At 70.1% G+C, this 26,896-nt stretch carries 26 protein-coding genes and 1 riboswitch; of the genes, 9 read left to right on the forward strand and 17 right to left on the reverse strand.

All coding sequences use genetic code 11. From position 1 onward, the window contains the following. Positions 1–87 precede the first annotated feature (87 nt). Positions 88–906: an NAD(P)H-dependent oxidoreductase gene (locus tag AC1RL8_RS05300; protein WP_492684107.1), complete on the forward strand. Its 819-nt coding sequence runs from the start codon at positions 88–90 to the stop codon at positions 904–906. Positions 907–1,001: 95 nt separating this feature from the next. Beyond that, positions 1,002–1,391: a DUF427 domain-containing protein gene (locus tag AC1RL8_RS05305; protein WP_062481469.1), complete on the forward strand. Its 390-nt coding sequence runs from the start codon at positions 1,002–1,004 to the stop codon at positions 1,389–1,391. 126 nt (positions 1,392–1,517) lie between these two features. Here the strand turns inward: AC1RL8_RS05305 and AC1RL8_RS05310 are convergent, their stop codons facing one another. From AC1RL8_RS05310 to AC1RL8_RS05330, 5 genes are all read right to left on the reverse strand, one after another. Continuing rightward, positions 1,518–1,898: a helicase SNF2 gene (locus AC1RL8_RS05310; protein WP_095947133.1), complete on the reverse strand. Its 381-nt coding sequence runs from the start codon at positions 1,896–1,898 to the stop codon at positions 1,518–1,520. Positions 1,899–2,145: 247 nt separating this feature from the next. Beyond that, positions 2,146–2,955: an APH(3'') family aminoglycoside O-phosphotransferase gene (locus tag AC1RL8_RS05315; RefSeq protein ID WP_492684108.1), complete on the reverse strand. Its 810-nt coding sequence runs from the start codon at positions 2,953–2,955 to the stop codon at positions 2,146–2,148. Between the two features lie 3 nt (positions 2,956–2,958). Then, entirely contained in the window at positions 2,959–3,294 is a 336-nt protein-coding gene (locus tag AC1RL8_RS05320; protein ID WP_062481473.1) for an SMR family transporter, read from the reverse strand. Positions 3,295–3,356: 62 nt separating this feature from the next. Beyond that, complete coding sequence (locus AC1RL8_RS05325) at positions 3,357–3,890, reverse strand: cupin domain-containing protein (RefSeq protein ID WP_159276347.1); 534 nt, start codon at positions 3,888–3,890, stop codon at positions 3,357–3,359. Beyond that, on the reverse strand, positions 3,887–4,630 hold the full coding sequence (locus tag AC1RL8_RS05330) for an NAD-dependent epimerase/dehydratase family protein (protein WP_492684109.1): 744 nt from the start codon (positions 4,628–4,630) through the stop codon (positions 3,887–3,889). Before AC1RL8_RS05330 ends, AC1RL8_RS05325 begins: the two co-directional genes overlap by 4 nt. Before the next feature lie 96 nt (positions 4,631–4,726). Here AC1RL8_RS05330 and pdxR point away from each other — a divergent pair, with 96 nt between their 5' ends. Continuing rightward, a complete protein-coding gene (gene pdxR, locus AC1RL8_RS05335) occupies positions 4,727–6,148 on the forward strand; it encodes a MocR-like pyridoxine biosynthesis transcription factor PdxR (RefSeq protein ID WP_492684110.1) in 1,422 nt (473 codons plus the stop codon). A 3-nt stretch (positions 6,149–6,151) separates the two neighbouring features. Here the strand turns inward: pdxR and AC1RL8_RS05340 are convergent, their stop codons facing one another. Further along, positions 6,152–6,964: an ankyrin repeat domain-containing protein gene (locus AC1RL8_RS05340; protein ID WP_492684111.1), complete on the reverse strand. Its 813-nt coding sequence runs from the start codon at positions 6,962–6,964 to the stop codon at positions 6,152–6,154. A gap of 348 nt (positions 6,965–7,312) precedes the next feature. Here AC1RL8_RS05340 and AC1RL8_RS05345 point away from each other — a divergent pair, with 348 nt between their 5' ends. The 5 genes from AC1RL8_RS05345 to AC1RL8_RS05365 are packed head-to-tail and all read left to right on the forward strand — an operon-like array spanning position 7,313 to position 11,641. After that, on the forward strand, positions 7,313–8,413 hold the full coding sequence (locus AC1RL8_RS05345; protein ID WP_492684112.1) for a GNAT family N-acetyltransferase: 1,101 nt from the start codon (positions 7,313–7,315) through the stop codon (positions 8,411–8,413). Next, a complete protein-coding gene (locus tag AC1RL8_RS05350) occupies positions 8,410–9,261 on the forward strand; it encodes a PA4780 family RIO1-like protein kinase (RefSeq protein WP_492684113.1) in 852 nt (283 codons plus the stop codon). The genes AC1RL8_RS05345 and AC1RL8_RS05350 overlap by 4 nt, the downstream gene beginning before the upstream one ends. A gap of 22 nt (positions 9,262–9,283) precedes the next feature. Then, positions 9,284–10,210 carry an ABC transporter substrate-binding protein gene (locus AC1RL8_RS05355; protein ID WP_492684114.1) on the forward strand — a complete coding sequence of 309 codons (927 nt, stop codon included), beginning with the start codon at positions 9,284–9,286 and terminating at the stop codon, positions 10,208–10,210. 13 nt (positions 10,211–10,223) lie between these two features. Beyond that, positions 10,224–11,090, forward strand: coding sequence for a GNAT family N-acetyltransferase (locus tag AC1RL8_RS05360; protein WP_492684115.1), 867 nt, complete (start codon positions 10,224–10,226; stop codon positions 11,088–11,090). Beyond that, the gene (locus tag AC1RL8_RS05365; protein WP_492684116.1) at positions 11,087–11,641 is read left to right on the forward strand and encodes an SET domain-containing protein; all 555 of its coding nucleotides are present in this window, start codon (positions 11,087–11,089) and stop codon (positions 11,639–11,641) included. Before AC1RL8_RS05360 ends, AC1RL8_RS05365 begins: the two co-directional genes overlap by 4 nt. A gap of 18 nt (positions 11,642–11,659) precedes the next feature. Here the strand turns inward: AC1RL8_RS05365 and AC1RL8_RS05370 are convergent, their stop codons facing one another. From AC1RL8_RS05370 to AC1RL8_RS05415, 10 genes are all read right to left on the reverse strand, one after another. Further along, positions 11,660–11,956: a DUF1090 family protein gene (locus tag AC1RL8_RS05370; protein ID WP_492684117.1), complete on the reverse strand. Its 297-nt coding sequence runs from the start codon at positions 11,954–11,956 to the stop codon at positions 11,660–11,662. Between the two features lie 90 nt (positions 11,957–12,046). Further along, positions 12,047–12,454, reverse strand: a complete 408-nt coding sequence (locus AC1RL8_RS05375) for a RidA family protein (protein WP_492684118.1) — start codon at positions 12,452–12,454, stop codon at positions 12,047–12,049. Between the two features lie 133 nt (positions 12,455–12,587). After that, positions 12,588–13,034: a vWA domain-containing protein gene (locus AC1RL8_RS05380; RefSeq protein ID WP_492684119.1), complete on the reverse strand. Its 447-nt coding sequence runs from the start codon at positions 13,032–13,034 to the stop codon at positions 12,588–12,590. A 191-nt stretch (positions 13,035–13,225) separates the two neighbouring features. Next, complete coding sequence (locus AC1RL8_RS05385) at positions 13,226–14,284, reverse strand: magnesium chelatase ATPase subunit I (RefSeq protein WP_492684120.1); 1,059 nt, start codon at positions 14,282–14,284, stop codon at positions 13,226–13,228. Beyond that, on the reverse strand, positions 14,281–18,093 hold the full coding sequence (gene cobN, locus AC1RL8_RS05390; RefSeq protein ID WP_492684121.1) for a cobaltochelatase subunit CobN: 3,813 nt from the start codon (positions 18,091–18,093) through the stop codon (positions 14,281–14,283). The genes AC1RL8_RS05385 and cobN overlap by 4 nt, the downstream gene beginning before the upstream one ends. A gap of 4 nt (positions 18,094–18,097) precedes the next feature. After that, the gene (gene cobW, locus AC1RL8_RS05395) at positions 18,098–19,162 is read right to left on the reverse strand and encodes a cobalamin biosynthesis protein CobW (RefSeq protein WP_070061111.1); all 1,065 of its coding nucleotides are present in this window, start codon (positions 19,160–19,162) and stop codon (positions 18,098–18,100) included. 112 nt (positions 19,163–19,274) lie between these two features. Then, positions 19,275–19,952: an energy-coupling factor ABC transporter permease gene (locus AC1RL8_RS05400; RefSeq protein ID WP_492684122.1), complete on the reverse strand. Its 678-nt coding sequence runs from the start codon at positions 19,950–19,952 to the stop codon at positions 19,275–19,277. 73 nt (positions 19,953–20,025) lie between these two features. After that, a complete protein-coding gene (locus tag AC1RL8_RS05405; protein ID WP_492684123.1) occupies positions 20,026–21,564 on the reverse strand; it encodes a PepSY domain-containing protein in 1,539 nt (512 codons plus the stop codon). Between the two features lie 10 nt (positions 21,565–21,574). Next, positions 21,575–23,758 (reverse strand): TonB-dependent receptor, encoded by a 2,184-nt coding sequence (locus AC1RL8_RS05410; protein WP_492684124.1) that lies wholly within the window; start codon positions 23,756–23,758, stop codon positions 21,575–21,577. A gap of 131 nt (positions 23,759–23,889) precedes the next feature. After that, a riboswitch (cobalamin riboswitch) is annotated at positions 23,890–24,172 on the reverse strand. A gap of 81 nt (positions 24,173–24,253) precedes the next feature. Further along, positions 24,254–24,475, reverse strand: coding sequence for a hypothetical protein (locus AC1RL8_RS05415; RefSeq protein WP_062480886.1), 222 nt, complete (start codon positions 24,473–24,475; stop codon positions 24,254–24,256). 151 nt (positions 24,476–24,626) lie between these two features. Here AC1RL8_RS05415 and AC1RL8_RS05420 point away from each other — a divergent pair, with 151 nt between their 5' ends. Further along, positions 24,627–25,034, forward strand: a complete 408-nt coding sequence (locus AC1RL8_RS05420) for a hypothetical protein (protein WP_070061115.1) — start codon at positions 24,627–24,629, stop codon at positions 25,032–25,034. Positions 25,035–25,038: 4 nt separating this feature from the next. On the opposite strand, the gene AC1RL8_RS05425 is transcribed toward AC1RL8_RS05420, so the two are convergent. Next, complete coding sequence (locus AC1RL8_RS05425) at positions 25,039–26,742, reverse strand: cation:proton antiporter domain-containing protein (protein ID WP_095745794.1); 1,704 nt, start codon at positions 26,740–26,742, stop codon at positions 25,039–25,041. Positions 26,743–26,896 lie beyond the last annotated feature (154 nt).

Below are 26,896 nucleotides of genomic sequence, written 5' to 3' on the forward strand. Positions count from 1 at the left end.
GCGATACCTGGCATTCAAACTATTCATTTCCAATATAGCGCGGCGATCCCTAACCTGAGGGCATCTTCACTCGAACCCTTTGACACCGTGAACATCCTGCTGGTCCTTGCCCATCCCGAAGCCGCCTCGCTGAACGGCTCGCTCCATCGCTTCATGATCGAACGCCTCACGAGCGCCGGTCATTCCGTGCGCGTGTCCGACCTGTACGCGATGCGCTGGAAGCCCGCGCTCGACGCCGACGACTTTCCCGCGCGCGACACCACCGCGCCCTTCGACCCCGTGCTCGATTCGCTGCGCGCCTTCGAAGGCGGCACGCAGACCGCCGACATCGCCGCCGAGCAGGAGAAGCTGCTGTGGGCCGACGCGGTGATCCTGCAATTCCCGCTGTGGTGGTACTCGATGCCCGCCATCCTCAAGGGCTGGATCGAGCGCATCTACGCCTACGGCTTTGCCTACGGCGTGGGCGAACATTCCGATACACACTGGGGCGACCGCTTCGGCGAAGGCACGCTGGCCGGCAAGCGCGCGATGCTGGTGGTGACGACCGGCGGCTGGGCCTCGCACTACGCCCCGCGCGGCATCAACGGGCCGATGGACGACCTGCTGTTCCCCATTCATCACGGCATCCTCTACTACCCCGGCTTCGACGTGCTGCCACCCTTCGTGGTGCACCGCACGGGCAAGGTCGATGCCGCAGCCTATGCGCGCATCACCGGCGGGCTGGGCGAGCGGCTCGACACGCTGTGGACCACCGACCCGATTGCGTTCCGCCCGCAGAACGGCGGCGACTACGAAATTCCGGCGCTCACGCTGCACGAACACATCGCGCCGGGCCGCGCGGGCTTCGGTGTGCACCGCAAAAACAGCGAATCTGAAACTTTGGTTTTCGAGCCCGGCCGCCTTTAACCACGCCGGGAACAGGTGGATTCGCGGGAGACTTCAAATCGTCGCGACAACGCAGCAAGATGCGCATCCGCCGATTCGTCCGAAGGAGCTTGTCCATGTTCGCCACGCCAGAACGCACCGTCAAGATTCCGGGCCCCGACCATGCGATCACCATCACGCCGAATCCGTTGCGCGTGGTGGTGTCGGTGGGAGGCCATGTCATTGCCAGCTCGCGCGAGGCGCTGACCTTGCGAGAGTCGCATTTCGGCACGGTGCATTACCTTCCGCGCAAGGACGTGCGCATGTCGCTGCTGGAGCGCACCACGCATGCGACCTATTGCCCGTACAAGGGCGAGTGCGCCTACTACAGCATTCCAGCCGGCGGCGAGCGCTCGGTGAATGCCGTGTGGACCTACGAGTCACCCTATGAATCGGTCGCGCCGATCAAGGACTACGTGGCCTTCTATCCGGACCGCGTGGGCACGATCGAAGAACGCTGCTTCTGACGACCGCCCCACCCCATTCGTGAAAAAACCGGCCCTTGCTTTCGCAAGGCCGGTTTTTCTTTCCCTGGCCCGCCGACACCCGCCCCGTGGGGCCGAGTGCGCGTGCCTGCCTGTCAGACCGATCGATTACAGCGGCAGTGCCTCGCCGCGAGCGGCGGCACGGGCCTCGGCGCGCACGCTGGCGCGGTCCAGGCCGCTGGCCAGCACCGGGGCCACGCGGGAGGTCACGGCCTCGCTGTAGGGGTTCTCGCTGCGGGCGGCCACCACGGCCTGGGCGCGCACGGCGTCACGGCTCACGGTCGACACGAACACCTGGGCGGGGCCTGCCTCGGCGCCGGTGGCATAGGGGTCGGCGCTGTGCGCGGCCACGACGGCTTGTGCGGCGACGTCGGCGCGGCTGGCGGCCGAGGTCAGGCGATGCACGCCTTCGTAGGTTTCAGCGTGGGCGGCACCGGCGACAGCCATCAGGGCAACAGCAACGGCGGAGAGGATCTTCGAGGCGTTCATGGCGGTTTCCTTCTTCAATTCAGTTCAGTAGTACAAGTGTTGGCTTGGATGGTTTGAACCGGTCTGGGGTGGGTCACCGTCCCTCTTCTTGAAGGGCGGCCAACTCGCTCGGGGCCTGTTCATCCGGACCGGCTTTTGGGGGCCGGTCCGTGAGATGAATTGTGCGGCGTGATCTAGGTAAAAACCCGCAGCAAAAAGAACCACGGCGTTCCCGAAAAGGAAACAATGCGGCGCGCCGGCGCCGCCATCACCCCCAGGTCAGCGGGTCGAGCCGAAGATAGAACTCGAGCCGGCCGTCGTCGGGCGTGTCGATGCCCAACTGCGCGAAAAGCAAGGCATGCGCGGCGCGCGCGTCGGCCGCATCGCGCCAGCTCTCGCGCGCATTGCCCAGCAGCAGCGACAGGTCGACATACCGGTCCGCCGTGCCCAGCCGCCCCACGTCGATGAGGCCCGTGCATTGCAGCGTCTGCGGATCGACCAGGAAGTTCGGCAGGCAGGCATCGCCGTGGCACACCACGAGGTCTTGCGCTTCCTGTGCGAGCCGGTGCGGCAGGTCGGCGTGCAATCGCGCCAACAGGTGCGGCGGCGGTACCTGCTGCTGGTCGGGGTCGAGGAACTCCGGGTTCACCGCGCCGCGTGCGACGACATCGGCGGCGCGGTCGAACATGGCTGACAGCGGGCGCGCGAAGGGGCACTTGCCCGCCGGGATCTCGTGCAGCGCGCGCAGGCGCCGCGCCATCGACGGCCAGGCACGCAGCAGCTCGGCCGCCGGCAGGTCGCTGGCCGGCACGCCCGGCACCGCGGCCGTGACCAGGCAGGCGCCTTCGGGCGTCGCGCGCCAGTCGAGCACGCGCGCGGAGCCGACGCCGTACGGCACGAGCCATTCGGTGCGACGACGCTCTTCGTCGAGCTGCGCGGCGCCCGCACCGAGCGACACCTTCGCGAAGGCCGCGCCATCGCTGCGGCGGAACACCGCATCGCCCGACTCGCCCTCGCTGGCTGGCGTCCATGTCGTGCCGGCGGGCAACCGGGGCAGCAGCTGTTCGACAGTGCCCATGCCTCAGTGCCCCACCGACTTCGAGAACACGTTGACCACCACCACGCCCGCGATGATCAGCCCGAGCCCGACGATGGCCGGTGCATCGAGCGTCTGGCCGAACCAGAGCCAGCTCACCACCGAGATCAGCACGATGCCCACGCCCGACCAGATCGCGTAGGCGATGCCGGTGGGCAGCACGCGCAGCGCGAGCGAGAGAAAGTAGAACGACACCGCGTAGCCCACCACCGTGGCCACGCTGGGCCAGAGCTGGGTGAAGCTGTCCGAGGCCTTGAGGAAGCTGGTCGCGAGCACTTCGACGACGATCGCGACAGCGAGGTATGCATAGGTCAGGGTCATCGCCGGACTCTAAACGCGCGCGGCGCTGCAGGCGCCGGAGCCCTTGCGCGATCCGGGGCCGCTCAGGGCGGCAGCAGCAGCGGGCCGCAATTGCTGTCGGTGACGAACACCGCCATGAGCTTCGCGGGCTTCACCGGGTCGGGGTTCTCCGCGAACATGTGCAGCGTGTTGGGCGGCTCGAAGAAAGTTTCGCCGCTCTTGAAGGTGCCCACCGGGCCGCCGCCCAGCTGCGAGCGGATGGTGCCTTCGACAATGATCGCGGTCACCGAGCCCGGGTGCCGGTGCGCGGGCGAGTAGGCCAGCGGTGGAAAGTCGACCAGCACCGTCGTCACCGACTTGCCGGGCACGTGCGGTAGCGCCTCGCACGACAGCACCTTGACCTGCGTCGCGGGCCGCGCCGTGGCCTCCGAGCCTGCGGGCACGGGCGCAGACGCGAACATCGGCCGCGCCACCGAACTGCACACGTCGGCGAACCACTGCACGGCCTCCTGCTGGCCGGTGCGCGGCATCAGCGCCCAGCCGGCGGCGAGCACCAGCGACAGCCCTGCGAGGCCCGCGCCGATCGACGGCGTGCGATGCCAGCGTGCGGCCTTCATGACGCGACCTCCTGTGACAGCCGGAATGCCGCATGCCACCCCAGTTCGCGCCTTGCCTTCTCGCTGCTGACCTCGGCGCTGTCCTCCGCGATGTTGAAGATGCCGCCGCGCGCATGCCGCATCGCGAGCAGTGCCGCCCAGGCCGCGGCCTCGACATGCACCGGGCTCGCGCCCTTCGGTGCCGCGTTCGCGGTGCCCGGCCCATGCAGCTGCCCATAGCGCAGCACCGTGCCCGTGAGGCCGACGGCCCCCAGCACGCTGCGCTCCAGCGCCGCCACGCCGTCGATGCTGATGCGGCGTCCGCCTTCGGCCCCGAGGTCGAGCGGATCGTCCTCGGTGTGCGGCGTCGGTCCGGGCGCGTAGGCCCAGGCGATGCTTTGCGCAATCAGCTGCTTCGCACCGGCCGCCAGCGTCGCCGCCACGAGGTGCCGCGTGCCCTCGATGCGCACGCGCGCATTGCGTACCACCGCCTCGGCCATCAGCGCCGGGTCCAGGTCCCGGGGCAGATCGGTGAGCTGGTGGATGACGACCGTGGGCGCGATGCGCACCAGCGCGTCGCGCAAGGCCTGCGCGTCGAACACATCGACGACGACCGGCGTGGCACCGCGTGCCTCCAGCGCCGCCGCACGCTCGGCGCGGCGGGTGCCGCCGTACACCGTGTGGCCGGCCTCGACCAGCAGCGGGATCAGCGCCGAGCCCACGGCCCCGGTCGCGCCCGCCACGAATACCTTCTCGCCCATTGCGTGTCCTTCTTTCCTGCTGGCTGTTGGAAGGCACGAGCTTAGGATCGTGATGCACCAGACGAAAGAACCAAGAATCGTCAAAATGACTGGGCCATGATCGAACCGCCAGACAACGCCCTCCCCGGCATCGACCGCTCGACCGCGACCCCGCTGCATCGCCAGGTCTATGAGCGCTTTCGCACGGCGATCGAGCACGGCGTGCTTCGCCCCGGCGACCGCGTGGCCTCGGCGCGCAGCCTGGCCAGCGAGCTGGGCGTGGCGCGCGGCACGGTGGAAGCGGCCTACAGCCAGCTCGCGGGCGAAGGCTATTTCTGCGCACAGGGACAGGCGGGCACGGTGGTGTCGCCGTCGCTGCCGGTGCAGCGGCCGGTGCGCGCCGGCTCACGCCCCGTCGCGGATGCGCCGGCACTGGCCGGCCCCACCGCCCCGCCACCGCTGCAGCTCGGCATCCCGGCACTCGACGCCTTTCCGCGCAAGCTCTGGGCGCGGCTGATGGCCCGCCGTGCGCGCGCCATGGGCGCGGCCGACCTGTTCTACGGCGACCCCGCAGGCCATGCGCCGCTGCGCGAGGCCATCGCGGCCTACCTGCGGGTGTCGCGCGGCGTGGACTGCCAGCCGGCGCAGGTCTTCGTCACCGGTGGCTACCGCACGTCGCTGGCGCTGGTGGCGCGCACGCTGCTCGCCCGGGACGACCGCGTGTGGATCGAAGACCCGGGGTATGCGCCCACGCGCGACGTGCTGCACAGCGACGGCCACCGCGTGGTGCCGGTGCCGGTGGACGGCGAAGGCCTGGTGGTCGCGCGGGGCGTGCGCCGCTCGCCGAAGGCGCGCATGGCGGTCGTCACGCCCTCGCACCAGGCGCCGCTGGGCGTGTCGATGTCGCTGGCGCGCCGGCTGCAGCTGCTCGACTGGGCTTCGCGCGCCAAGGCCTGGATCGTCGAGGACGACTACGACGGCGAGTACCGCTACGCCGGCGCGCCGCTGCCCGCGCTCAAGAGCCTCGACGGGCACGACCGCGTGCTGTACGCAGGCAGCTTCTCGAAGGTGCTCTACCCGGGCCTCGCGCTGGGCTACCTGGTGGTGCCCGAATCGCTGCGTGAACGCTTCGAGGACGCGGCGCGCATCGCGTCCAACGGCTGCCCGCAGATCACGCAGGCCACAGTGGCCGACTTCATGCGCGACGGCCATTTCTCGCGCCACCTGAAGAAGATGCGCCTGCTCTACGCGCGCCGCCGCGCCCTGCTGGTCGAGGCCTTGCACAAGGCCTTCGGCGACGGCGTGCGCATCGACCTGCAGGCCGGCGGCATGCACCTGATCGCGCGCTTCGAAGGGCACCGCGACAGCGACGTGGTGCTGGCCCGCCGCGCGCAGGCGGCCGGCCTGAACTGCCAGCCGCTGTCGGCCCGGGGCACCACTGCAGTTGAAGGCCAGGGGCTGCTGATGGGCTTCACCAACGTCGCCTCGCCCACCCAGGCGCGCCAGCTCGCGACCCGGCTGCGCGCGGCGTTGGGCTGAGTCTTACGCGCGCAGATCGACTTCGGGCCGCATCGACGACGCGCCGTTCCAGCGCACCTCGAAGCCCGCGCCGCGGAACTGGCCGACCACCAGTTCGCCGACGCGCTGCATGTCCGCATCGCCGCCCTCGGGCGCGCCCCAGAACGCGAGCGAGAGCTGGCTGGTGCGCTTGGCGCGGTTCTGGTCCTGCCGCGTGTAGAAGCAGAAGCCGTGCACGCCGGCCTTCTTGCCGCCGCGTTCGCGGAACGCTTCGGAGCAATCGGAGAAGCCGTCGGACTGCGTGTCGCCCGCGTCCTGCAGCGCGACCAGGCCCGCCTGCGTCAGCGCGGCGAACACGTCGGCGATGCGTGCCTCGGCGGCGCGCCATTGCGCGGCGCTCATCTTCACCGGATCGGGCTCGGGCGGTGGCGGCTCGGGCAGCGCGTGGCCGGTGATGCGCGACAGCAGCTGCGCGACCTCTTCCTCCATCGCGTTCTCCGTGATGTGGTTGCCGTGGCTGTCGCTCACGTCGGGGTTGGCGCCCGCGTCGATGAGCAGTTGCACCGGCTCCGTGGTCGGCGAGAACTCGGCCGTGAGGTACAGCGCGGTGCGGCCGTCGGTGCCGGTGTATTCGAGGGGGCTGCCGGCGTCGAGCAGCAGTTGCAGCACGGCGAGGATCGGTTCGAGCTCGGATTCGTTCGTGCCCATCGCGGCGCACTGCAGCGCGGTGAAGCCCTGCTTGTTCACGGCGGCCAGGTCGGCCCCGGCTGCGATGCAGGCGCGCACCGTGTCGACATCGGCTTCGCGCGCCGCGTCGAAGATCTTCTTCGGATTCATCGCATCTCCCTGTGGATCGGCCCATTCTGCCGCAGCCTTCTTGCATTGCCTGGCACTTCACAGACCGCGCGAACCTCGCTACATTCGACGCCTCGATCAACAAACCGGACTGGAGGTGCGCGATGGAAGACACTGCTATTCACTCTCCCTCCCCCGTACGGTTCGTCGGGTCGCATCCGAACTGCTGCTGAAGCGCTCTTCGCGCACCCGGTGCCGCTGAAGGCACCACCAGCCAGCCCGTTCGACCCTCGCGGTGTCCTGCCGCGACACGCCGTCCGATTCAGACAACGCCACGCCGGCACATGAGTGCCGCGCGCGGTCCGTTCCCTTTTCGAATCAAGGCTCACCATGCTTGAAACCCGTGCCGCCGATGCGCGGCAGTTCACGACTTCTTCTTTCGATCCACAGCGGGCGTCCGCTGAAGAGTGGGCGCAGGCCCTGGCCTACTGGCGCCAGCGCCACGACGAAGACTTTCCGGGCGAGCCGCAGCCCGACGACGCCCACACTCAGCAGGACGTGCGCCAGCACACGCCGCTGCATGTGGTGCACCGCGCCTTCGCGCGGGACGCACAGGGGCGCATCGTCGGCAGCCTCAACATGGGCGTGCGCCGCGAAGGCTCGCCCGACTACGCGACCTTCGCGCCTTTCATCGACGTGTGGGGCGGCGTGCTGCGATCGCACCAGCGCCAGGGCGTGGCCAGCACCTTGCTGCACCGGCTTCTGGCGCTGATGGAGACGCGCGCCCCCACCACCGCGACCTTCAAGGCCCACTTGCCGGAAGGCCGGGCGTTCCTCGCGGCCATCGGCGCGACCGAAAAGCACCGCAGCATCGAGAACCGTATGGCCTTCGACAGCCTCGACTGGGCGGCGCTCGCACGCTGGCGCGCCGACGCCCTCGCGCCCGCGCACGGGCTGCGCCTGGAGATCCACGCGGGCCGCGTGCCCTTCGATCGGCTGGCCACGCTGATGGCGCCGCTGTCCGCGCTGCTCGAAGACGCGCCCACCAGCGCGCTGGAACGCGCGCCCCTGCGCTTCGAGCTGGAAGGCTTCCACGCCTGGTACGCCGAGATCGACCGGCGCGGAGGCGAGCACTTTCTCGTGCTGCTGCGCGACGCCAACGACGAGGTGGCCGCCGTGTGCGACGCCAGCTGGAACCAGCTGTACCCCGACCGCATGTTCCAGCGCCTCACGGGCGTGGCCCGCGCCTGGCGCGGCAAGGGACTGGCCAAGGGCGTGAAGGCGATCATGCTGCAGCTGGTGCGCGAGCGGCATCCCGAGGTGGTGATCGCCGTCACGCAGAACGCGGAGGCCAATGCGCCCATGCTCGCCATCAACCGCCAGCTGGGCTTTGCCGCGCACAGGCATGATGGGGTCTACCAGATCGGCACGGAAAGCCTGAGGGCCTTCCTCTCGACCCGCCCCCTGGCTGTGCCGGAGGCGCGCGCATGAAGACACCCCCCAGACTGCAATCCCTCGTCGACGAAGGGCTGATCGACAGCGTCGTGCGCCAGCTCATGAGCGGCAAGGAAGCCATGGTCTACGTCGTGCGCTGCGGCGAAGAAACGCGCTGCGCCAAGATCTACAAGGAAGCCGACAAGCGCAGCTTCCGCCAGGCCGTCGACTACACCGAGAACCGGCGCGTGAAGAACACCCGCGAGGCGCGCGCCATGGCCAAGGGCACGCGCTTCGGCCGCAAGGTGACCGAGGCCATCTGGCAAAGCGCCGAGGTCGATGCGCTCTACCGCCTGGCCGCGGCCGGCGTGCGCGTGCCCACGCCGCACAACTTCCTCGAAGGCGTGCTGCTCATGGACCTGGTGACCGACGCGAACGGCGACGCCGCCCCGCGCCTGAACGACGTGGCCTTCTCGCCCGACGACGCGCTGCGCCACCACGCGAGCCTCCTCAAGGAAGTGATGCGCATGCTCTGCACGGGCATCGTGCACGGCGACCTGTCGGAGTTCAACGTGCTGCTGGCCGAAGACGGCCCAGTGATCATCGACCTGCCGCAGGCCGTGGACGCGGCCGGCAACAACCACGCCAAGCGCATGCTGCTGCGCGACGTGGAGAACCTGCGCAACTTCTTCGGGCAGTACGCGCCCGCGCTGCTGCAGACGCACTACGGCGACGAGATCTGGCAGCTCTACGAGCGCGGCCTGCTGCGCCCCGAGACCGAGCTCACGGGCACCTTCGTGCGCGAGACCGGCCCCGTCGACCTCAGCAATGTGCTGCGCGAAGTGGACGACGCGCGCGCGGAAGAAGCGGCGCGCCAGCTGCGGATGCAAGCGCCGCGACAATAGCGGGCTGACTCCGCCCGCCCCGATGACTTCCAACGCCCTGCCCCAGCGCCCACCCTTTTCGACCGCCTTCCGCCACATCGCCCGGGCCGCGGCCTTCGTGGCACTGGGAATCGGCCCGGCCGCACACGCGGGCGCCATCCGGCTGGAAGACGACCGTGGCCGGGTGCTCGAGCTGCAAGCGCCCGCAAAACGCATCGTGTCGTTGATGCCCTCGCTCACCGAGACGGTCTGCGCGCTCGACGCCTGCGACCGGCTCGTGGGCATCGACCGCCACGCCAACTGGCCGGCGGCGGTGAAGGGCCTGCCGCAGGTGGGCGGCATGGACGACGCGAACATCGAGCGCATCGTCGCGCTCAAGCCCGACCTCGTGCTGCTGCGCCCGCGCAGCCGCGCCGCCGAGGCGCTGGAGCGCCTGGGCATCAAGGTGCTGGCGCTCGACGCCAAGACCCATGCCGACATGCGCCGCGTGATGGAAACCGTGGCCCGTGCCACCGGCAAGCCGGGTGCGGGCGAGGCCTTCTGGCGCAGCCTCGACGCCCGGCTGAACGCGGCGCGCGCCCGCGTGCCGCTGAACTGGCAGGGGCGGCGCGTGTACTTCGAGGTGCACGGCGGCGTGGCGGCGGCGAGCGAAAGCTCCTTCATCGGCGAGACCCTGGCGCGCCTGGGCCTGGCCAACGCGGTGCCAGGCTCGCTCGGCCCCTTCCCCAAGATGAACCCCGAGTTCGTGGTGCGCGCCAACCCCGACGTGCTGATGGTCTCGGCCCTCGGCGAAATCTCGGCCATGGCGGGGCGCCCCGGCTGGTCGGCCATGTCGGCCATCCAGCGCGGGCGCGTCTGCAGCTTTGCCTCGGCGCGCTTCGACCTGATGATGCGGCCCGGCCCCCGGCTCGACGAGGCGGCCGACGCCATCGTGAACTGCCTTGCGTCGCTGGATGCGCCGCGCAACTGATCTTCGGCACGCCATGAACTTCAACATCGTTCCCGCCGCGAACTTCGGCATCGACGAACTCACCGCCCTGTGGAACCGCTCGTACGAAGACTACTTCGTGCCGATCGCGTTCGACCGCGCGATGTTCGAGCGGCATGTGCGGCGCGCCGAAGCCGACCTGGCGCTCTCGCGCGTGATCGTCGTCGACGGCGAGGCTTGCGGCCTCTCGCTCGTTGGCCGGCGCGGTTCGCGTGCGTATCTCGCGGGCTTCGGCATCGCGGGCGCACAACGGCGCCGGGGGCTGGCGAAGCAGCTCATCGAGGCACAGCTGCGCGACCTGTCGGCAGCCGGCATCGCGCAGGTGCAGCTCGAAGTGATCGAGCAGAACCCGGCGCGGCAGCTGTACCGGCAGGCGGGTTTCGTCGAAACCCGCACGCTCGAGGTGCTCGAGGGCAGCTTCGAGCCTCGTGCCGATGCAGCTTCGACAGTGCCCGATACCGACGCGCTCGCCGACCTGCACGCGGCCTGCACCGCTGTCTCGCGCCCCACCTGGCGCCGCGAGTGGCCGACCGTGCAAGGTGCGCTCGCGCACGACGGCGCCGCAGCCCTCGGCGCGGCCACGGGCGGCTACGCCATCTTGCTGCCGCCAGCCTTGCCGCTGCACATGCTGCTGGACGCCGCCGCGCCTGACGACGCCTCGGCCCACGCACTGCTCGATGCGCTCGCGCAGGCACGCCCCGGCGCGCGCTGGCGGCTGGTCGACGAGCCCGAGGGCAGCGCGCTGCACCGCGCGATGGCCGCACGCGGCGCCACCGTTGTCATACGCCAGATCGAGATGGCCGCGACACTCCAGCCCCAGCCCACCTTTTCTTCCGATTCCTCGCGCCCCGCCCGTTCATGAAGTCCCCCAAGCGAACCTCGTCCACCCCCTTCATCCGCGTGGGCCCCAGCGGCGTGCATGGCCTGGGCGCCTTCGCCACGCGCGACCTGCCGGCCGAAGCCTTCCTGGGCCTGTACGAAGGCCGCCGCTACACCAAACAGGAAGTCGCCTCCAAGCTCTGGGACGACCAGCTCACCTACCTGTTCACGCTGACGACCGGCGAGACCATTGACGGTGCCAAGGGCGGGAACGCCACGCGCCACCTGAACCATTCCTGCGAGCCGAACTGCGAGGCGGTCGAGGAGTACGACGAGGCGGGCGAGATGGTGCTGCGCTTCCAGACGATGGAAGCGGTGGAGGCCGGCGACGAGCTCTTCATCGACTACTCGCTCACGGCCGACGACGGCTCGCCGCCATCGAAGTACCCCTGCCATTGCGGCTCGCCGGGCTGCCGCGGGACGATGCTGGCGCCGGTGGAGGCCGTGTCGGAGAAAGACGGGCCGGCCACCCCTGCCGATGTGGCGCCGGCTGTTTCAGACCCGCGCAGGCCGCTCAGCGAGCTGCCCTGGTGAAGCAATAGCCGCGAGGGCTCAGGGCGACTCGCTCTTCACGCTGCGCAGTTGCGCCTCCGCGCGTTCGAGCTCGGTGCGCAGCGTGCGGATCTCGTGCTCCAGCTTTTCGATGCGCGCTTCGCGGCTCACCGGCGCGAGCGCCTGGCAGCGCAGGTGCAGCGCGCTCAGGGTGTCGGCCAGCTCACGCCGGCGCAGCATCTGGCCACGCGAACGGGCCAGGGCCATGTCGCGCTCCAGCACCGCTTCCTGTGCCTTGCAGTCTTCGGCACTCAACGGCTGCGCGGACGCCTCGGTTTGTGCAAAGGCGGCGGGCATGGCCAGGGTCAACGCAAGGGCCAGGAGAGGGGGTTTCGGACGCATGCCATACGGTACCCGAACTGCTTGGCTGAACAGGCCTTCAGCCCTTCAGGCTGCAGCTGTTCTGGCGATGCACTTGATCTCGATCAACCAGTCGGGGCTGCCGAGCCGCGCCACCTGCACCAGCGTCTGCGACACCTGCGGCTCGCCGCCGAACATCTCGGCGCGCAAGGCGAACAGTGCGTCGGCCTGGCCGAGGAAGCCGTCGATGTCGGTCACGAACAGGGTTTCGTCCACCACGTCGGCCATCGAGGCGCCGAAGGATGCGAGCACGCTGCGCACGTTGGCGTAGGCCTGCCGCACCTGCGCCGCGATGTCGCCGGCGCCGAGGGTGCGGCCCTCGCCGTCCACGCTCACCTGGCCCGAGAGATAGATCGTGTCGCCGACCTGCACACCGTCGGCAATGATGTGCTTGAACGCGCCTTCGCGCACCACGCGGCGGGGAGTGACGGACATGGGGTTTCCTGGGTTTCGTTGGGAGCGACGCAGTATCGAGGGCGCCGCCTGCAGCGGTGCGCCGTGCGGCGGATGTCCCTTCGCGCCCCAAGTCGATCCACGAGCGCCGGGGCGCGCCCCACGATCCTGTGATTCAGGCGCTGAGGTAGCGCGCGTCCCACTGCGCGGCCAGCTGCCGCGCCCGGTGCAGCGGCGTGCGGGCGCGTTCGAAGTCCATCACGCAGGCGACATCCGCCGCGGCCGGGCGCGCGGGGCTTTCGTTGCTGCGGCCGTCCGTCAGCAGCCAGAGCCAGCGCTGGCGGCTCTCGTGCTTTGCCAGCAGCTGCTGCGCGCGCAGCACGCCCAGCGCCAATGGCGTGCCGCCACCGGCCGCGATGGGCGCAATCCAGTCGTCGTTCCAGGCGCTGGCGCGGCGCGGCGGCAGGCGCAGCTCGACCACGTCGCCGGCAAAGCACAGCAGCGCCACATGGTCGCGCCGCTGGTAGGCCTCCTGCATCAGCGCGAGCAGCTGGCCCTTGGCGCGCGCGAGCTGGCCGTCGTGGCGCATCGAGGCCGAACAGTCGAGCAGGAAGCAATGCAACGCGCCGCTGCGCGCCTCCTGCGGGCGGTGGCGCAGGTGCGCGGCCTGCAGCCGGTCCGCGCCGCGGGCGACGAGCGTGCGCGGCCAGTCGAAGGCCGTGCCGGGCGCGGCGGCGCCGTGCCAGGCGTCCCGTTGCGTGCCCTGCCTCCGGTCACCCTGGCGTGCGCCAGCGGGTGCGGCGTCCCGGAGGCTCAGGCTTTTTTTGGGGCGGCCTGGGGAGCAGAGATCAGCGGACGCAGCGGCTTCACGCGCTCGATGCCGACAGGCTCGGGCGGCATCGCGCCCCAGTCGCCATCGCCGGCATCGCGTGCAGGCGTGTCACCCGGGTTGCGATGAGGTGCGGGTGGCGCCATGGGAGGCGCCACCGCCGCATCAGCCGCCGGGTGGCGCCGGTGCAGCAGCACCGCCTCGGCCACGCGCTGCACATGGTCGTCGGTGATCGATGCAGCGCCTTCCCACGCCGCGAGCGCACGCGCCGAGCGCAGCATCACGAGGTCGGCGCGCAGGCCGTCCACGCCAGCCGCGATGCACAGTGCGCCGACGGCTTCGTGCACCGCATCGCCATACGGCAAGGCCGCCGCGTCCGCCACGCGCGCGCGCGCACGCACCAGCGCCGCCGCGAGTTCGGCCTCCTCCTTCGCATGCGCCGCGCGAAAGCCTTGCGGATCGGCATCGAAGGCCAGCCGCGCACGCACGATGGCCTGGCGCTCGGCCGCGTCCTGCAGGTTGCGCAACCGCACGCACAGGCCGAAGCGGTCGAGCAGCTGCGGGCGCAGCGTGCCCTCTTCCGGGTTCATCGTGCCCACCAGCACGAAGCGCGCGGCATGCCGGTGCGAGATGCCATCGCGCTCCACCACATTGACGCCGCTGGCTGCTGCATCAAGCAGCGAGTCGATGAGCGCGTCGGGCAGCAGGTTGATCTCGTCGACGTACAGCACGCCGCCGTGGGCGCGCGCCAACAGGCCGGGCGCAAACTTCAGTTCGTGGCCGGCCAGCGCCTGCCCGAGGTCGAGCGTGCCCACGAGGCTTTCGAGGCTCGCGCCCAGCGGCAGCGTGACGAAGGGCGCGCCGGGCAGCAATTCGGCGAGCGCGCGCGCGGCCGTGGTCTTGGCGGTGCCGCGCGGGCCTTCGATGAGCACGCCGCCCAGCGCGGGATCGACCGCGGCCAGCAAGAGCGCCTGGCGCAGTTGCGGCTGGCCGGCGATCGCGGCAAAGGGGAACGGCACCGGCATCGGGGCGGCTGTGGTCATCGGGGGCTTCCTTCCATCTGCTGCTCGTGGTCGAGCAGCAGGTTTTCCAATTGGTGCTTGTAGTCGCCGGGCGACTGCCAGAGGCCGCGCTGCATGGCTTCAAGCAGGCGGTTGAGCATGTCCTGCAGCGCGCGCGGATTGTGCGCGTTCACGAAGTCGCGGGTGGCCTCGTCGAGCACGTAGGCGTCGGCCACCATCGCGTACTGGTGGTCGCCCACCACGCGCGCGGTGGCGTCGAAGCCGAACAGGTAGTCGACCGTGGCGGCCATCTCGAAGGCGCCCTTGTAGCCGTGGCGCTTCACGCCGTCGATCCACTTGGGGTTGACCACGCGCGCGCGGATCACGCGGCTGATTTCTTCCTTCAGCGTGCGCACGCGCGGGGCCTGCGGGTTGCCGTGGTCGCCGTGGTACATCGCCGGCTGCTGCCCGCTCAGGTGGCGCACGGCGGCGGCCATGCCGCCCTGGAACTGGTAGTAGTCGTTGGAGTCGAGCAGGTCGTGCTCGCGGCTGTCCTGGTTCTGCAGCACGACGTTCATGGCGCGCAACCGGCGCACCAGCGCATCGCCCGCCGGCACGCCGTCGCTGCCCTGACCGTAGGCATGGGCGCTGCCGCCGACGTAGGCCTTCGACAGGTCGTCGTCGCTCTGCCAGTCGCCGTGGTCGAACAGCGGCTGCAGGCCGGAGCCGTAGCTGCCGGGCGCGGAGCCGAACACGCGCCAGCCGGCCTGCGTGCGTGCCTCGCCGGGTGCCACGCCTTGTGCTTCGAGCGCCGCGGCCTCGCGCAGGATGCGTGCACGGATCGGGTTGCGCTCGGCGTCTTCGTCCTCCTGCGCGGCCACGGCCTGCACGGCGGCGTCGAACATCTGCACGGCATTGGGAAAGGCGTCGCGGAAGAAGCCCGAGATGCGCAGCGTGACATCGATGCGCGGACGCCCGAGGCCCACGGTGGGCAGCACCTCGAAATCGACCACGCGCTGGCTGCCCGCTGCCCATTTGGGCCGCACGCCGATGAGCGCGAAGGCCTGCGCCAGGTCGTCGCCGCCGGTGCGCATGGTGGCTGTGCCCCAGACCGACAGGCCCAGCGCGACCGGGTAGTCGCCGTGTTCCTGCAGATGGCGTTCGACCAGCTGCGCGGCGGACTTGAGCCCGAGCATCCAGGCCGTGGGCGTGGGGATGGCGCGCGTGTCGACCGCGTAGAAGTTGCGCCCGGTCGGCAGCACGTCGGGCCGGCCGCGCGAAGGCGAACCGCTGGGGCCCGGCGGCACGAAGCGGCCTTGCAGTGCACGCGACAACTGACGCAACTCTTCTGCGCCGCACGCATCGAGCGCGGGCGCGAGGCGGTGCGCGATGCGGCCCATCACGGCGGCGGTATGCGGCAGATCGGGCGGACAAGCGTCCGCTTCGAGCAGCTGCTGCGCCAACAGCTCCAGCCGCTCGCGCGTGTCGCCCTGGTGGCGCCAGGCCTCGTCGCTCACGGCCGCCAGCAATGCCGGCCGCGCGCCCTGCCAGGGCCGCGCCGCGTCGATGTCGAGCGGGTCGAAGGCTTCGCCCGGCAGCAGGTCGGCCGCGAGCGCGCCCAGCAGGCCGGCGTTCTCACCCGCGCCGTCGCCGGCCGGGTAGCGCGCGAGCGCGAGCAGCGTGTCGCGCCGCAGCCGATCGCGCGGCGAATCGCCGAACACATGCAGGCCGTCGCGGATCTGGGTTTCTTTCAGCTCGCACAGGTACGCATCGACGCGCGCCAGCACGGCATCGTCTTCCGCACCCGGCATGCCCAGCTCTTCGACGAGGTGCTGCGCGCGCACGGTCGCGAGGATCTGCGCGCGCAGCACCTTGGCACGGCGCGCGTCGACCAGCAGCGCGTCGTAGTACTCGTCGACCTGGCGCTCCAGGTCCTGCAGCGGGCCGTGGTTCTCGGCGCGCGTGAGCGGTGGCATCAGGTGGTCGACGATCACGGCCTGCGTGCGGCGCTTGGCCTGCGCGCCCTCGCCGGGGTCGTTGACGATGAAGGGATACACGTTGGGCAACGGCCCGAGGATCGCGTCGGGCCAGCAGGTGGCCGCGAGCGCCAGGCTCTTGCCCGGTAGCCATTCGAGGTTGCCGTGCTTGCCGACGTGGACGACCGCGTCGATGGCGAACACGTCGCGCAGCCAGAAGTAGAACGCGAGGTAGCTGTGCGGCGGCACCAGCTCGGCGTCGTGGTAACTCGCGTAGTCGGCCAGGTCCAGCGGTCCCAGCGCGCGCGCCGGCTGGATGCCCACGAACACGCGGCCCAGCCGCAGCCCGGCGATCATGAAGCGGCCCTGGCGCAGCATCGGGTCGTTTTCGGGCGGGCCCCATTGCGCGTCGATGGCGGCGGCCATGCCCTCGGGCAGCGCCGCCAGGCGGGCTCGGTAGTCGGCGAGCGCGTAGCTCTGCCACGCGGGCCGCGCAGCCCATTGGGCAGGATCGTTGGCGATGCCCTCCTGCAGCGTGCGCATCAGCGCGTCGCCGTCCGCGGGCAGCGCATCGAGCGTGTAGCCCTCGGCCTGCATCGTACGCAGGATGGCCATCACCGAGGCCGGCGTGTCCAGCCCCACGCCGCTGCCGATGCGGCCTTCGCTGCCGGGATAGTTCGCCAGGATGAGCGCGACGCGTTTTTCATCCGCGCGCAGTCTGCGCAGGCTGCACCAGCGGCGCGCGAGTTCGGCCACGAAGGCGATGCGGTCGGGCTCGGGCCGGTAGCCGACCACTTCGGTCTGCGTGAGTTCGCAGCGGTGCGACAGGCCCTTGAAGCTCACGGCGCGCGTGACGATGCGCCCGTCCATCTCGGGCAGCGCGATCTGCATCGCGATGTCGCGCGGGCGCAGGCCCTGGCTGTCAGCCAGCCAGTCTTCGCGGTTGCCGCCGCTCACGATCACCTGCAACACGGGGGCATCGTCCGCGAGTGCCAGAGGCTCACCGCTTTCGTCCGAGGCACCCTGCCCCAAGGCGGCGAAGGCGGTGGTGTTGAGCACGAGCTGCACTTCGTGTTCGATGCACAGCGCGCGCAGTGCGGACAGGCACAGCGGGTCTTTCAGCGAATCGAGCGCCACGGGCAGCGGGTTCAGTCCTTGCGCATGCAGCGCGGCGGCCAGCGCATCGAAGGCCTCGGTGTTGCCCGACAGCAGGTGCGAGCGATAGAACACCAGTGCCACCACGGGCGCATCCGCATGCCAGCCGGCGCGCAGGTCGTCGATGCCCGCGACCGTGTGCGTCGCGTCCACGCCGCCCGGCACATGCAGCGCGACCTGCGGCAGGCTGCGCGGCGGCAAGGGCGCCTCGCCGTGGCCCAGGCCGTGGAAGGCCACCGCGCGCAGGAACTGCGCCGCGTTGCCCGCGCCGCCCGAGCGCAGGTACTGCCACAGCTGCCGGCTCACGCCGCGCGCCGCGGTGCCGCGCGCGAGCAGGTCCTCGTCTTCCTGCAGGTCGCCCGAGAACATCGCGAGCTGCTGGCCCTGGCGCTTCGCAAGCTTTTCGAGCTGCTGCAGACCGTAGGCCCAGGCCGACTCGGCCCCCAGGTGATCGACCACCACCACGCGCGCATGCCGCAACACCTCGTCGACGTACAGGTCGAGCGACGCGGGCTGGCGCAGGTGCATGAGGTTGGCCAGCCGCAGCGAGGGGTAGCCGGGGTCGGTGGCCGCCAGCGCCGTGCGCGCGGCGGCGAGCAGCGCGAGCGTGGTGTCGGCCGAGCTGAGCACCACGATGTCGCCCGGCGTCTGGTCGAGCCGGGTGACGACGCTCGGATCGTCCTCGACGAAGCGGCCGGGCTGGGTGCTCAGCAGGTGCATGCGGTCAGGCGGGAACGGCCGCCACGCCTTCCAGTGCCTTGCGCAACGCGCCTTCGTCCAGGTCTTCGCCGATGAACACGAGCCGCGTGCGCTGCGCCTCGCCGTCGCGCCAGCGGCGGTCGAAGTGGTGGTCGAAGCGACGGCCCACGCCCTGCACCAGCAGGCGCATCGGCTTGTGCGGCACGGCGACGAAGCCCTTCACGCGGTAGATGGTGTGCTGCTCGACCAGTGCAGTCAGCACGGCGATGAGGCCATCGCGGTCCACGGGCGGCAGCTCGATCACGAGCGAGTCGAACTCGTCGTGGTCGTGGTCTTCCTCGTGGTCGTGGTGGCTCTCGCGCAGGTGGATGGTGCTTTCCGCGGCGCGGCCCTGGCCCAGCAGCAGCGCGAGCGGCAGCTTGCCTTCGGTGGCACCGACGATCTTCACCTCGGGCGGCAGCTCTTCGCGCACCAGCGCCTCGACCTGCGCGCGCGCGGCGGCGTCCATGAGGTCGGTCTTGTTGAGCACCACGAGGTCGGCGGCCGAGAGCTGGTCTTCGAACAGCTCGTGCAGCGGCGATTCGTGGTCGAGGTTGGGATCGGCGCGGCGCTGCACGTCGACCTGCGCGGGGTTCGCGGCGAACTGGCCCGAGGCGGCGGCCGGGCCGTCGACCACGGTGACCACCGAATCGACGGTGAAGATGTTCGCGATGTCGGGCCACTGGAAGGCCTGCACCAGCGGCTTGGGCAGCGCCAGGCCCGAGGTCTCGATGAGCACGGCATCGATCTGGTCGCGGCGCTCGGCCAGCTGCAGCATCACGGGCAGGAACTCTTCCTGCACGGTGCAGCAGACGCAGCCGTTGGCCAGTTCGTACAGCGCGCCTTCGCGCTCGTTGCCCTCGTCGTCGCAGCCGATGCCGCAACCGCGCAGGATGTCGCCGTCGATGCCGAGTTCGCCGAACTCGTTGACCACCACCGCGATGCGGCGGCCCTCGGCATTGCCGAGGATGTGACGCAGCAGCGTGGTCTTGCCGCTGCCGAGGAAGCCCGTGACGATGGTGACGGGGATCTTGGCGTTGCTTTGTGTCATGGAATGGATGCTTTCAGGCGCCGAAGGCGCACGGGGAATCGGGCGCGGCGCGTGCGTGGCGCACGCGCCGGCGAACGGCACGCCCTCTTCAACGAGGGGCTGCCGGCGCGAATCAGACGGCGCTGTACAAGCGGCGCTCGACCAGGGCCGTGCCCTGCAGACGGCGCCAGGCCTTGGCCGCGGCCAGCACGCCCAGGTCGACCAGCGGCTCGACCAGCACGACCGTCATGTAGGCCGCGCCGAAGCTGGCGATCTGGCTGAGGTTCTCGAGGCCCGTGCCACGGCCGTAGAGGGCCCAGAAGCCCACCCACACCACGATGCCGCCCTGGTAGGCCACCGACAGCTTGAAAGCCTGCTGGTAGCTGATGTCCACGTAGGCCATGTTCGCGGGAATGATGCGGCGTGCCAGCGCGGCGGTGGCGAACAGCGGCACCAGCAAGGTCGTGACGTTCATGCCGTACTGCGGCAGGTCAGGCGGTGCGAAGAACAGGCTCTGGATGAGCAAGCCGCCGGCCAGGCCGATGGCCGCGGGCGCGAGCCCGAAGAGGAGCATCAGCGTGGTGCCCAGGATCAGGTGCACCTCGGACACGCCCACGGGATGGTGCGGGAACACCTCGAAGAAGCAGAACACCAGCATCACGGTGAAGACCGAGCGCAGCAGCAGGCCGATGGGGCCGTCCTTGCGCAAGGTGTCGAAGGCGACCTTGCCTGTGTAAGCCAGTGCAGCCGCCCCCGTGGCATAGCTGAGGAAGATCTTGGATCCGTCGACGAGTCCGGGTTCGATGTGCATCGCGCACCTCCTGAAATGCACCGAAGTGCGAAAGTTGATTGTTGGGGGATGGACTGGCTTGCGCAAGTCCCCGTCATGAAACCCGGGAGCCTTGCAGCCCCCGCTGAACAGGCGACGGCTGTGGCTTGCGCCGCAGCCGCCGCCAGCCGATCACCACGCCGCTCGCCGAAGCGACGACGCCGATGACCGACAGGAACCACATCACCAGATCCCAGGCGGGCCGGTACTGGATGAGCCAGGGAAAGTCGAGGCTGTGCGCGGCATTGAAGAGCCAGCGGCGCAACCGCGCGTTGCGGTCGTTGCTGCCGGCCACCTGGCCGCTCGTCGGGTCGATGTAGAGCCAGCTGCGCGCGGCATCGTCGAACTCGAGCCGCCACACGGGCAGCACGCGCGTGCGGTGGTGGCCGTACCAGTGGAAGTCTTCGTGCGTTTGCAAGGCGGCCTGCGTGATCGCGGCGCCGGGGCGCAGCCGGGCGGCGGCGCGCATGATGTCGTCGCGAGCGATGACGGCCGGCGCGCCGGTCGCTGCATCAATCACCTGCACGCGGGCCTGCGCATCACGCAGTTGCAGCAGCGGCTTCCCGTCGAACCACATCAGAAGCGCCTCACGCGGTGCAGCAGCGCCCTCGCCTGCCGGCACCACAGCCGGCGGCCAGGGGAACGGCGATGCGCCGGTGCCCGTGTAGCGCGCCATCGCGGCCGCATCGGCCGGCGCGCGCTGGAACCAGCCGTTGGGGTTCATCGACAGCCAGCCGCTCACGATCCAGGTCAGCACGAAGAAGCCGCCGATGAGCCCGGCGATGTGGTGCCAGGCCATCCAGCCGGTGTACGGCGTGACCGCGCCGCTGCGAAAGCGCCGCCGCAGCCGGATGCGCAGGATGCCGATGACGATGCCCGTCACGGCCGAGACGATGCAGGCGGCCGACAGCCACACGACCACGTCGTGCCACAGCGGCGGGTCGGCGCGCAGCGGCGTGAAGTAGATCCAGTGCGGCACGGCGCCCAGCCAGTTCCAGAAGCGCTCGGTGCGCGTGGTGTCGCGCACCACCTCGCCGGTGCGCGAGGACACGTACAGCTCGGTGCCCGCCGCGTCGCCGGTTTCGATGCGGTGCAGCGGGCGCAGCGGGTTCAGGCCCTGCGGCACGGTCCACTGGTCGCGCTCCAGCGTCTCGGCCCAGCGTGCGCCGGGCTGTGCGGAGAAGTCGCGCGCGATGGCCTCGGCCTGCGCCGCATCGACCGGGCCGAGCACACGGCCATCGCGCGCAGAAACGGCATGCCGACCGCCGCGCGCATCGACGATGCGCCACACGGGCTGGGCGTCGGTGCCGGCCTGCATCTCCAGCGCCATGCGCCGGGGCGGCTGCGTGCGCACCGCGGGCGGCAGCGCCTCGAGCGCGCCAGCCGGCGCGACCACCGCCTGTTCGAAGCGCACCGGAGCGAGCCCCGCGAGCCGCTCTTCGTCCGTGAGGTTCGGGTACCCCACGTACATCATGACCACGCCCGAGACGAACCACATGACGAACAGCAGGCAGCCGCCGATGCCCAGCCATCGGTGCGTCCAGTACAGCGCCCGCCGCAGCGGAGGCCATGTGCGTTGCCATGCGGTGCTCATGCGGCCATGCTCAGAAAGTCACGAACGCCGACAGCTCGAACGAGCGCGGCCGGCCCAGCAGCCACTGGTTGCCTCCGTTCGAGAACGACACCGGGTACTTGCGGTCGGCCAGGTTGTAGGCGCGCAGCGCGAGCTTGAGCGACGGGTTCGCCTGCCAGCTCACGCCCGCGTCGGCCACGGTGTAGGAGCCGATGCGGCGCGTGTTGGCCGCATCGACCTGCCGCGCGCCGACGTGGCGCACGCCCAGCTCGGCCTCCCACTGCGGCAGGAAGCGCCAGTGCAGCCACAGGTTGGCCGCCACCTCGGGCACGCCGGCGGGCGTGTTGCCCGCGCGCGAGACCAGCGACTTGCCGACCGCTTCATTGAAGTCGTCGTAGCGCGCGCGCAGCCGCGCGGCGTTGGCTTCGAGGCGCAGCGTGGAAGTGAGCGCCAGGTCGAGCGTGGCCTCGATGCCTTCGGACGACTGCTTGCCGATCTGCTGCACGACGGTCGGGTCGTTCGCGTCGCGCGACAGCAGCTTGGTCTTCTCGATGCGGTAGGCGGCCACGCTCCAGGCGCCGCGGCCCTCGGCCAGCTGGCGCTTGTAGCCCACCTCGACCTGCTTGCCGACGCTGAGCTCGAACGGCACCTGCGTGGTCGAGGTGCTGATGAGCCCGGTGAGCGGATCGGCCGCGCGCGCGACCTGCGCATAGAACGACTGCGCGGCGTCGGGCGCGTAGACCACGCCCAGGCGGCCGGTGGCGTACTCGAAGGTCTTGTCCAGGCGCGGGGCGCGGTTCTGCGGATCGGTGCGCACGATCTTCGCGCGGTCCCAGCGCAGGCTGCCGACCACCGACCAGTGTTCGTCGAAGGCCAGCTTGTCTTCGGCGAAGAAGGCGTAAGTGCTGGTCTTGGTCTTGTAGCGCGGCAGGTAGGGCGTGGGCGAGACGTAGTAGCCGGGGTTGAAGACGAAGGCATCGACCACCGAGCGCCCGCCGTAGGGCGTGTCGCTCGAATTCAGGAAGTCGATGCGATTGGCGTCGAAGCCCACCAGCACCTGGTTCTTCAGGCCGAACAGCGCGTGCTTGAAGGTGGCGTCGGTGCGGTTGCCGATCTGCTCCTGGTCGTGGCCGATCTCCAGGTAGTCGCCGCGCGTCACGCGGTTCGTGGTGGCGCTGTAGGTGTAGGTTTCGCTGTCGCGCCAATGGCGCTTGCTGTCCAGGCGATAGAGCTGGTTGCGCACGGTGAGGGCGTCGTTGGGGGTCCACTGCGCATCGAGGCGGGTCCAGCGGTCGCGGTACTTGACCTCGGCGTCGTCGAGGTTGTAGTTCTGTTCGCGGTTCAGGCTGCTCACGCGGCCGTTGACGAGCGGCACGCCGAAATAGCGCTGCGGCGTCTGGCGGCCCTCGTCGTGCGAGAGCGTGAACTGCAGCCGCGGCGACACATCGAGCCGCACCGCGCCGCCCACCGCCAGGCTCTCGGCCTCGCCGCGCAACATGAAGCCGTCGGTTTTTCGGTGGCTGATGTCGAAGCGGTACGAGAGCATGTCGTTGATCGCCCCGCCGCTGCCGAAGGCGACCTGGCGCGTGGCGTCGGAGCCCACGGTCACGAGCGCCTCGTTGCGAATCGGGCCGCGCGTGGGCTTCTTGGGCACCACGTTGATCGCGCCGCCGATGGCGCCTTCACCGAACATCACCGACGCGGCGCCGCGCAGCACCTCGATGCGGTCGGTCGACCAGGTGTCGAACGGGAAGGTGACGGTGCCCGCACCCACGTACAGGCGCGTGCCGTCGTACAGCTGCATCACCGAGCCGTGGCCGTTGAAGCCGCGTGCCGACAGCGACGAGCCGCCATTGCCCGGCGCGGGCGATCCCGTGATGCCGGTGGCGCGGCTCGCGGCCTCGACCACCGAGACGTCGCCGCGCGCGCGGATCGCGTCGCCAGTGAGCACCTCGATGCTGGCCGGCGTTTCGAGCGGTGTGAGGCCCAGGCGGCTGCCGGTCTGCGTGGGCTCGTCCAGGGCCAGCGGCGTGTGGCGGCTGGCCTCGACCTGCACGGGGGTGAGGCTGGGGCGACCGGCCGTGTCGCCCGACTGGGCGAGAACTGGCCCGCAAGCGAGGCCGAGCCCCAGTGAAAGACCTGAAAGACCCGAAAGGCGCGCCCGTTGCAGGGGCGGGCCCGAGCGATCGCGCGGCGGCGATGCAATGCGATTCATCCGACTTCTCCTCCAGCCCGCGTCCCCGCAGGCTCCTGACCGATCGCGGACGCCGAGGGAGAAGAGACGAGGGGCGGTGCCGTTTCGCGCGAGGGAAAAGCGGCAGGCCCGGACACGCACTCCCGCAGCATCCGAAGGCGGTTGCGAAGGCCGGTATCCGGGCTCGCGGAGTGCGTCGGGATGCAATGCATGCACCTCGGCGCCGAAGCCCTCGCCTTCCCACGCCGAAGCGCAGTGGCTGCCCGGGCGAAGAATCGCCGGGGCCTGAGGGTGTCGATGTCCGCTGACCGTTGCGGGGGCAGCGCAGGAATGGAAGGGTCGTTCGAAAAAACGACGCCTCGCACCTGCTTCCCGTTTAACCCCGCCGCCAATCCTGTGACTGGTCGTGCAGGGCACCTTCGAACCGTGGGGTGTTGGACGACACCGGTGTGAACCAATGTTTCCAACCGCCGGGATTATAGGGAGCGCCCTGCGGCAGCGCCCTTGCGGGCCCCGTCAGACGGGCTTGCCGTCGGGCCCGAAGAGCCGCCGCAGCACCGCCACGCCGGCCACCAGCGCATTCGAATACGTGGCGTAGGGCTCGTGGGCGGCTTCGAGCGGCACGTACACATGGGTGGAGTCGCCGGGCGAGCCGTCCACGGCCTCCATCAGCACCCAGTAGAACTCCCCTTCTTCCAGTTCGTGGACGGTGAGTGCGATGTCTCTCGGCGAAGGCATGACGGTCAGAGAAATGAAACAGGGAATGAACCCGCCTTTGAACGGGCAAGGGGCCGGCGCGGTTGTCAGTACTAGGGCTTCTCCTACAGTGCATGGACGCCGCGCGGCCTAATGTTAGGGGTGGGGAGTTGCATCAGAACAAGGAGTCAGCATGAAACATTTCACGCTTGAACCCAACATGCGCGCCGCCTTCGGTGGCGCGTTCTACCCGACCGGTTACTCCCTGGTGATGTTTCCGAGCGTCGAAGATGCCAGCCGCATCGGCCACGGGCTGATCGCGAAAGGCATCGTGAGCGGCGACGAGGTCTACCTGATACCGGCCGAAACCGTCCTGGCGGAAATCGCGCCGACCGTGCATGCCTCGCACAGCCCCCTGCCCTCCGCCGGCACCGACGGCGACACGGTGCGCGCCTTCATCCAGCTGGCCCACGAAGGCCACACGGGCCTGCTGATCCGCACCAAGGACGGCGCCATCGCCGAGCGCGTGATGGAACTGGTGCGTACCGTGCCCTACTCGATCGCCGAGCGTTATCGCACGCTGGTGATCGAGGACCTTTGAATCGTCAAGCCGGCACCGCCATCGCGGCGGCGCGCTGCACCACATCGCGGGCCATGGCCTGGGCGAGTTCCTGTTCGCCCAGGAACACCTTCGCGTCGGTTTCGGCGGCCAGCAGGCGGGCTTCCTGCTCGTTATGGCTGCGCACCACGGTCTGGATGGTGGGGTTCAGCGTGCGCGCGGTTTCGATCATCTGGCGCACGTTCATGGCGTCGGGCGTGGCCACGACGAGCACGCGGGCGCGCGCCACGTGCGCCTGGATCAGCACCGCCGGGTCGGCCGCGTCGCCCCACACGGCGGGGATGCCGGCCTCGCGCAGCTTCTCGACCAGCTCGCGGTTCTGCTCGGCCACCACGTAGGGGATGTCGTTCGTCTCGAGCTCGGCGGCGATGCGCCGGCCCACCCGGCCGTAGCCGACCAGCACCACCTGGCGCGACAGGTACTTGGCCTCGGTGGTCATGGGCAGCTCGGCCAGCGGGTCGCTGCGCGCGTCGAGTTCGCGTGCGAACTTCGAATGCGCGTGCAGCCATTTCTGCAGCGGCGCGATGAGACTGAACCACAGCGGGTTGGTGGCGATGGAGATCAGCGCGCCCGCGAGCACCAGGCTCTGCCCTTCCACCGGCAGCAGGCCGAGCGACACGCCCAGCCCGGCCAGGATGAACGAGAACTCGCCGATCTGCGCCAGGCTCGCGCTCACCGTGAGCGCGGTGGCCAGCGGGTAGCGGAACACCAGCACCAGCGCGCAGGCCGCGAGCGACTTGCCCAGCACGATCACCAGCACCACGGCCAGCACCTGCAGCGGGCGCTCCAGCAGCACCGAGGGGTCGAACAGCATGCCGACCGACACGAAGAACAGCACGGCAAACGCATCGCGCAGCGGCAGCGACTCCTGCGCCGCGCGGTGGCTGAACTGCGACTCGCGCATCACCATGCCAGCGAAGAAAGCGCCCAGCGCGAACGACACGCCGAACAGCGCCGCCGACGCAAAGGCGATGCTCACGGCCGCCGCCACCACGCACAGCGTGAACAGCTCGCGCGAGCCGGTGCGCGTGACCTGCCAGAGGATCCACGGGAACACGCGCCGCCCCACCACCAGCATCAGCACCACGAAGCCGCCGACCTGCAGCAAGGTGAGGCCCAGCGTCTGCCAGACGGGGTCGCCGCTGGTGTCGACCTTGGTGCTGCCCAGCGCACCCGCCAGCGGCGGCAGCAGCACGAGCACCAGCACCATCGCGAGGTCTTCGACCACCAGCCAGCCCACCGCGATGCGGCCGGTGAACGAATCGAGGATGCCCAGGCTCTCGAGCGCGCGCAGCAGCACCACCGTGCTCGCCACCGACAGCGCCAGCCCGAACACCAGCGCCGTGCCCCAGCTCCAGCCCCACCACATGGCGAGGCCGCCGCCGAGCAGCGTGGCGACCGCGATCTGCGCGATGGCGCCGGGCAACGCGATCTTGCGCACCGCGAGCAGGTCGGCCAGCGAAAAATGCAGGCCCACGCCGAACATCAGCAGCATCACGCCGATCTCGGCCAGCTGCGCGGCAATGCCGGCATCGGCCACGAAGCCGGGCGTGAACGGGCCGATGATCACGCCCGCCAGGAGGTACCCCACCAGCGCCGGCAATCGCAGCCGCGCCGCGAGAAAGCCGAACACCAGCGCCAACCCCAGGCCGGCGGCAATCGTATTGATGAGGGAGACGCTGTGGGGCATCGGTCCATTTTGCAGGAACGGCCCCCAACCTTTGAAGCCCGCAGGCTTCTACGGGCCTGCGTCTACACCCCTACGGAAGCGACGCGAACTATCGTAGGCATAAAGCACTTCTATTCGCATCGACACCTTTCTCATCCAGAATTTGAGCGGTCCC

The sequence above is a fragment of the Variovorax sp. GW822-FHT04E09 genome (genome assembly GCF_058800845.1).

What these genes read in the sequence shown, in the direction of transcription:
- AC1RL8_RS05310 (WP_095947133.1), bottom strand. Translation starts at nt 1,898, where the DNA reads ATGAACGCCTCGAAGATCCTCTCCGCCGTTGCTGTTGCCCTGATGGCT.
- AC1RL8_RS05330 (WP_492684109.1), bottom strand. Translation starts at nt 4,630, where the DNA reads ATGGGCGAGAAGGTATTCGTGGCGGGCGCGACCGGGGCCGTGGGCTCG.
- AC1RL8_RS05325 (WP_159276347.1), bottom strand. Translation starts at nt 3,890, where the DNA reads ATGAAGGCCGCACGCTGGCATCGCACGCCGTCGATCGGCGCGGGCCTC.
- AC1RL8_RS05315 (WP_492684108.1), bottom strand. Translation starts at nt 2,955, where the DNA reads ATGGGCACTGTCGAACAGCTGCTGCCCCGGTTGCCCGCCGGCACGACA.
- AC1RL8_RS05385 (WP_492684120.1), bottom strand. Translation starts at nt 14,284, where the DNA reads ATGACCACAGCCGCCCCGATGCCGGTGCCGTTCCCCTTTGCCGCGATC.
- pdxR (WP_492684110.1), top strand. Translation starts at nt 4,727, where the DNA reads ATGATCGAACCGCCAGACAACGCCCTCCCCGGCATCGACCGCTCGACC.
- cobN (WP_492684121.1), bottom strand. Translation starts at nt 18,093, where the DNA reads ATGCACCTGCTGAGCACCCAGCCCGGCCGCTTCGTCGAGGACGATCCG.
- AC1RL8_RS05410 (WP_492684124.1), bottom strand. Translation starts at nt 23,758, where the DNA reads ATGAATCGCATTGCATCGCCGCCGCGCGATCGCTCGGGCCCGCCCCTG.
- AC1RL8_RS05360 (WP_492684115.1), top strand. Translation starts at nt 10,224, where the DNA reads ATGAACTTCAACATCGTTCCCGCCGCGAACTTCGGCATCGACGAACTC.
- AC1RL8_RS05305 (WP_062481469.1), top strand. Translation starts at nt 1,002, where the DNA reads ATGTTCGCCACGCCAGAACGCACCGTCAAGATTCCGGGCCCCGACCAT.
- AC1RL8_RS05320 (WP_062481473.1), bottom strand. Translation starts at nt 3,294, where the DNA reads ATGACCCTGACCTATGCATACCTCGCTGTCGCGATCGTCGTCGAAGTG.
- AC1RL8_RS05355 (WP_492684114.1), top strand. Translation starts at nt 9,284, where the DNA reads ATGACTTCCAACGCCCTGCCCCAGCGCCCACCCTTTTCGACCGCCTTC.
- AC1RL8_RS05375 (WP_492684118.1), bottom strand. Translation starts at nt 12,454, where the DNA reads ATGTCCGTCACTCCCCGCCGCGTGGTGCGCGAAGGCGCGTTCAAGCAC.
- AC1RL8_RS05400 (WP_492684122.1), bottom strand. Translation starts at nt 19,952, where the DNA reads ATGCACATCGAACCCGGACTCGTCGACGGATCCAAGATCTTCCTCAGC.
- AC1RL8_RS05350 (WP_492684113.1), top strand. Translation starts at nt 8,410, where the DNA reads ATGAAGACACCCCCCAGACTGCAATCCCTCGTCGACGAAGGGCTGATC.
- cobW (WP_070061111.1), bottom strand. Translation starts at nt 19,162, where the DNA reads ATGACACAAAGCAACGCCAAGATCCCCGTCACCATCGTCACGGGCTTC.
- AC1RL8_RS05370 (WP_492684117.1), bottom strand. Translation starts at nt 11,956, where the DNA reads ATGCCCGCCGCCTTTGCACAAACCGAGGCGTCCGCGCAGCCGTTGAGT.
- AC1RL8_RS05420 (WP_070061115.1), top strand. Translation starts at nt 24,627, where the DNA reads ATGAAACATTTCACGCTTGAACCCAACATGCGCGCCGCCTTCGGTGGC.
- AC1RL8_RS05405 (WP_492684123.1), bottom strand. Translation starts at nt 21,564, where the DNA reads ATGAGCACCGCATGGCAACGCACATGGCCTCCGCTGCGGCGGGCGCTG.
- AC1RL8_RS05340 (WP_492684111.1), bottom strand. Translation starts at nt 6,964, where the DNA reads ATGAATCCGAAGAAGATCTTCGACGCGGCGCGCGAAGCCGATGTCGAC.
- AC1RL8_RS05415 (WP_062480886.1), bottom strand. Translation starts at nt 24,475, where the DNA reads ATGCCTTCGCCGAGAGACATCGCACTCACCGTCCACGAACTGGAAGAA.
- AC1RL8_RS05425 (WP_095745794.1), bottom strand. Translation starts at nt 26,742, where the DNA reads ATGCCCCACAGCGTCTCCCTCATCAATACGATTGCCGCCGGCCTGGGG.
- AC1RL8_RS05365 (WP_492684116.1), top strand. Translation starts at nt 11,087, where the DNA reads ATGAAGTCCCCCAAGCGAACCTCGTCCACCCCCTTCATCCGCGTGGGC.
- AC1RL8_RS05345 (WP_492684112.1), top strand. Translation starts at nt 7,313, where the DNA reads ATGCTTGAAACCCGTGCCGCCGATGCGCGGCAGTTCACGACTTCTTCT.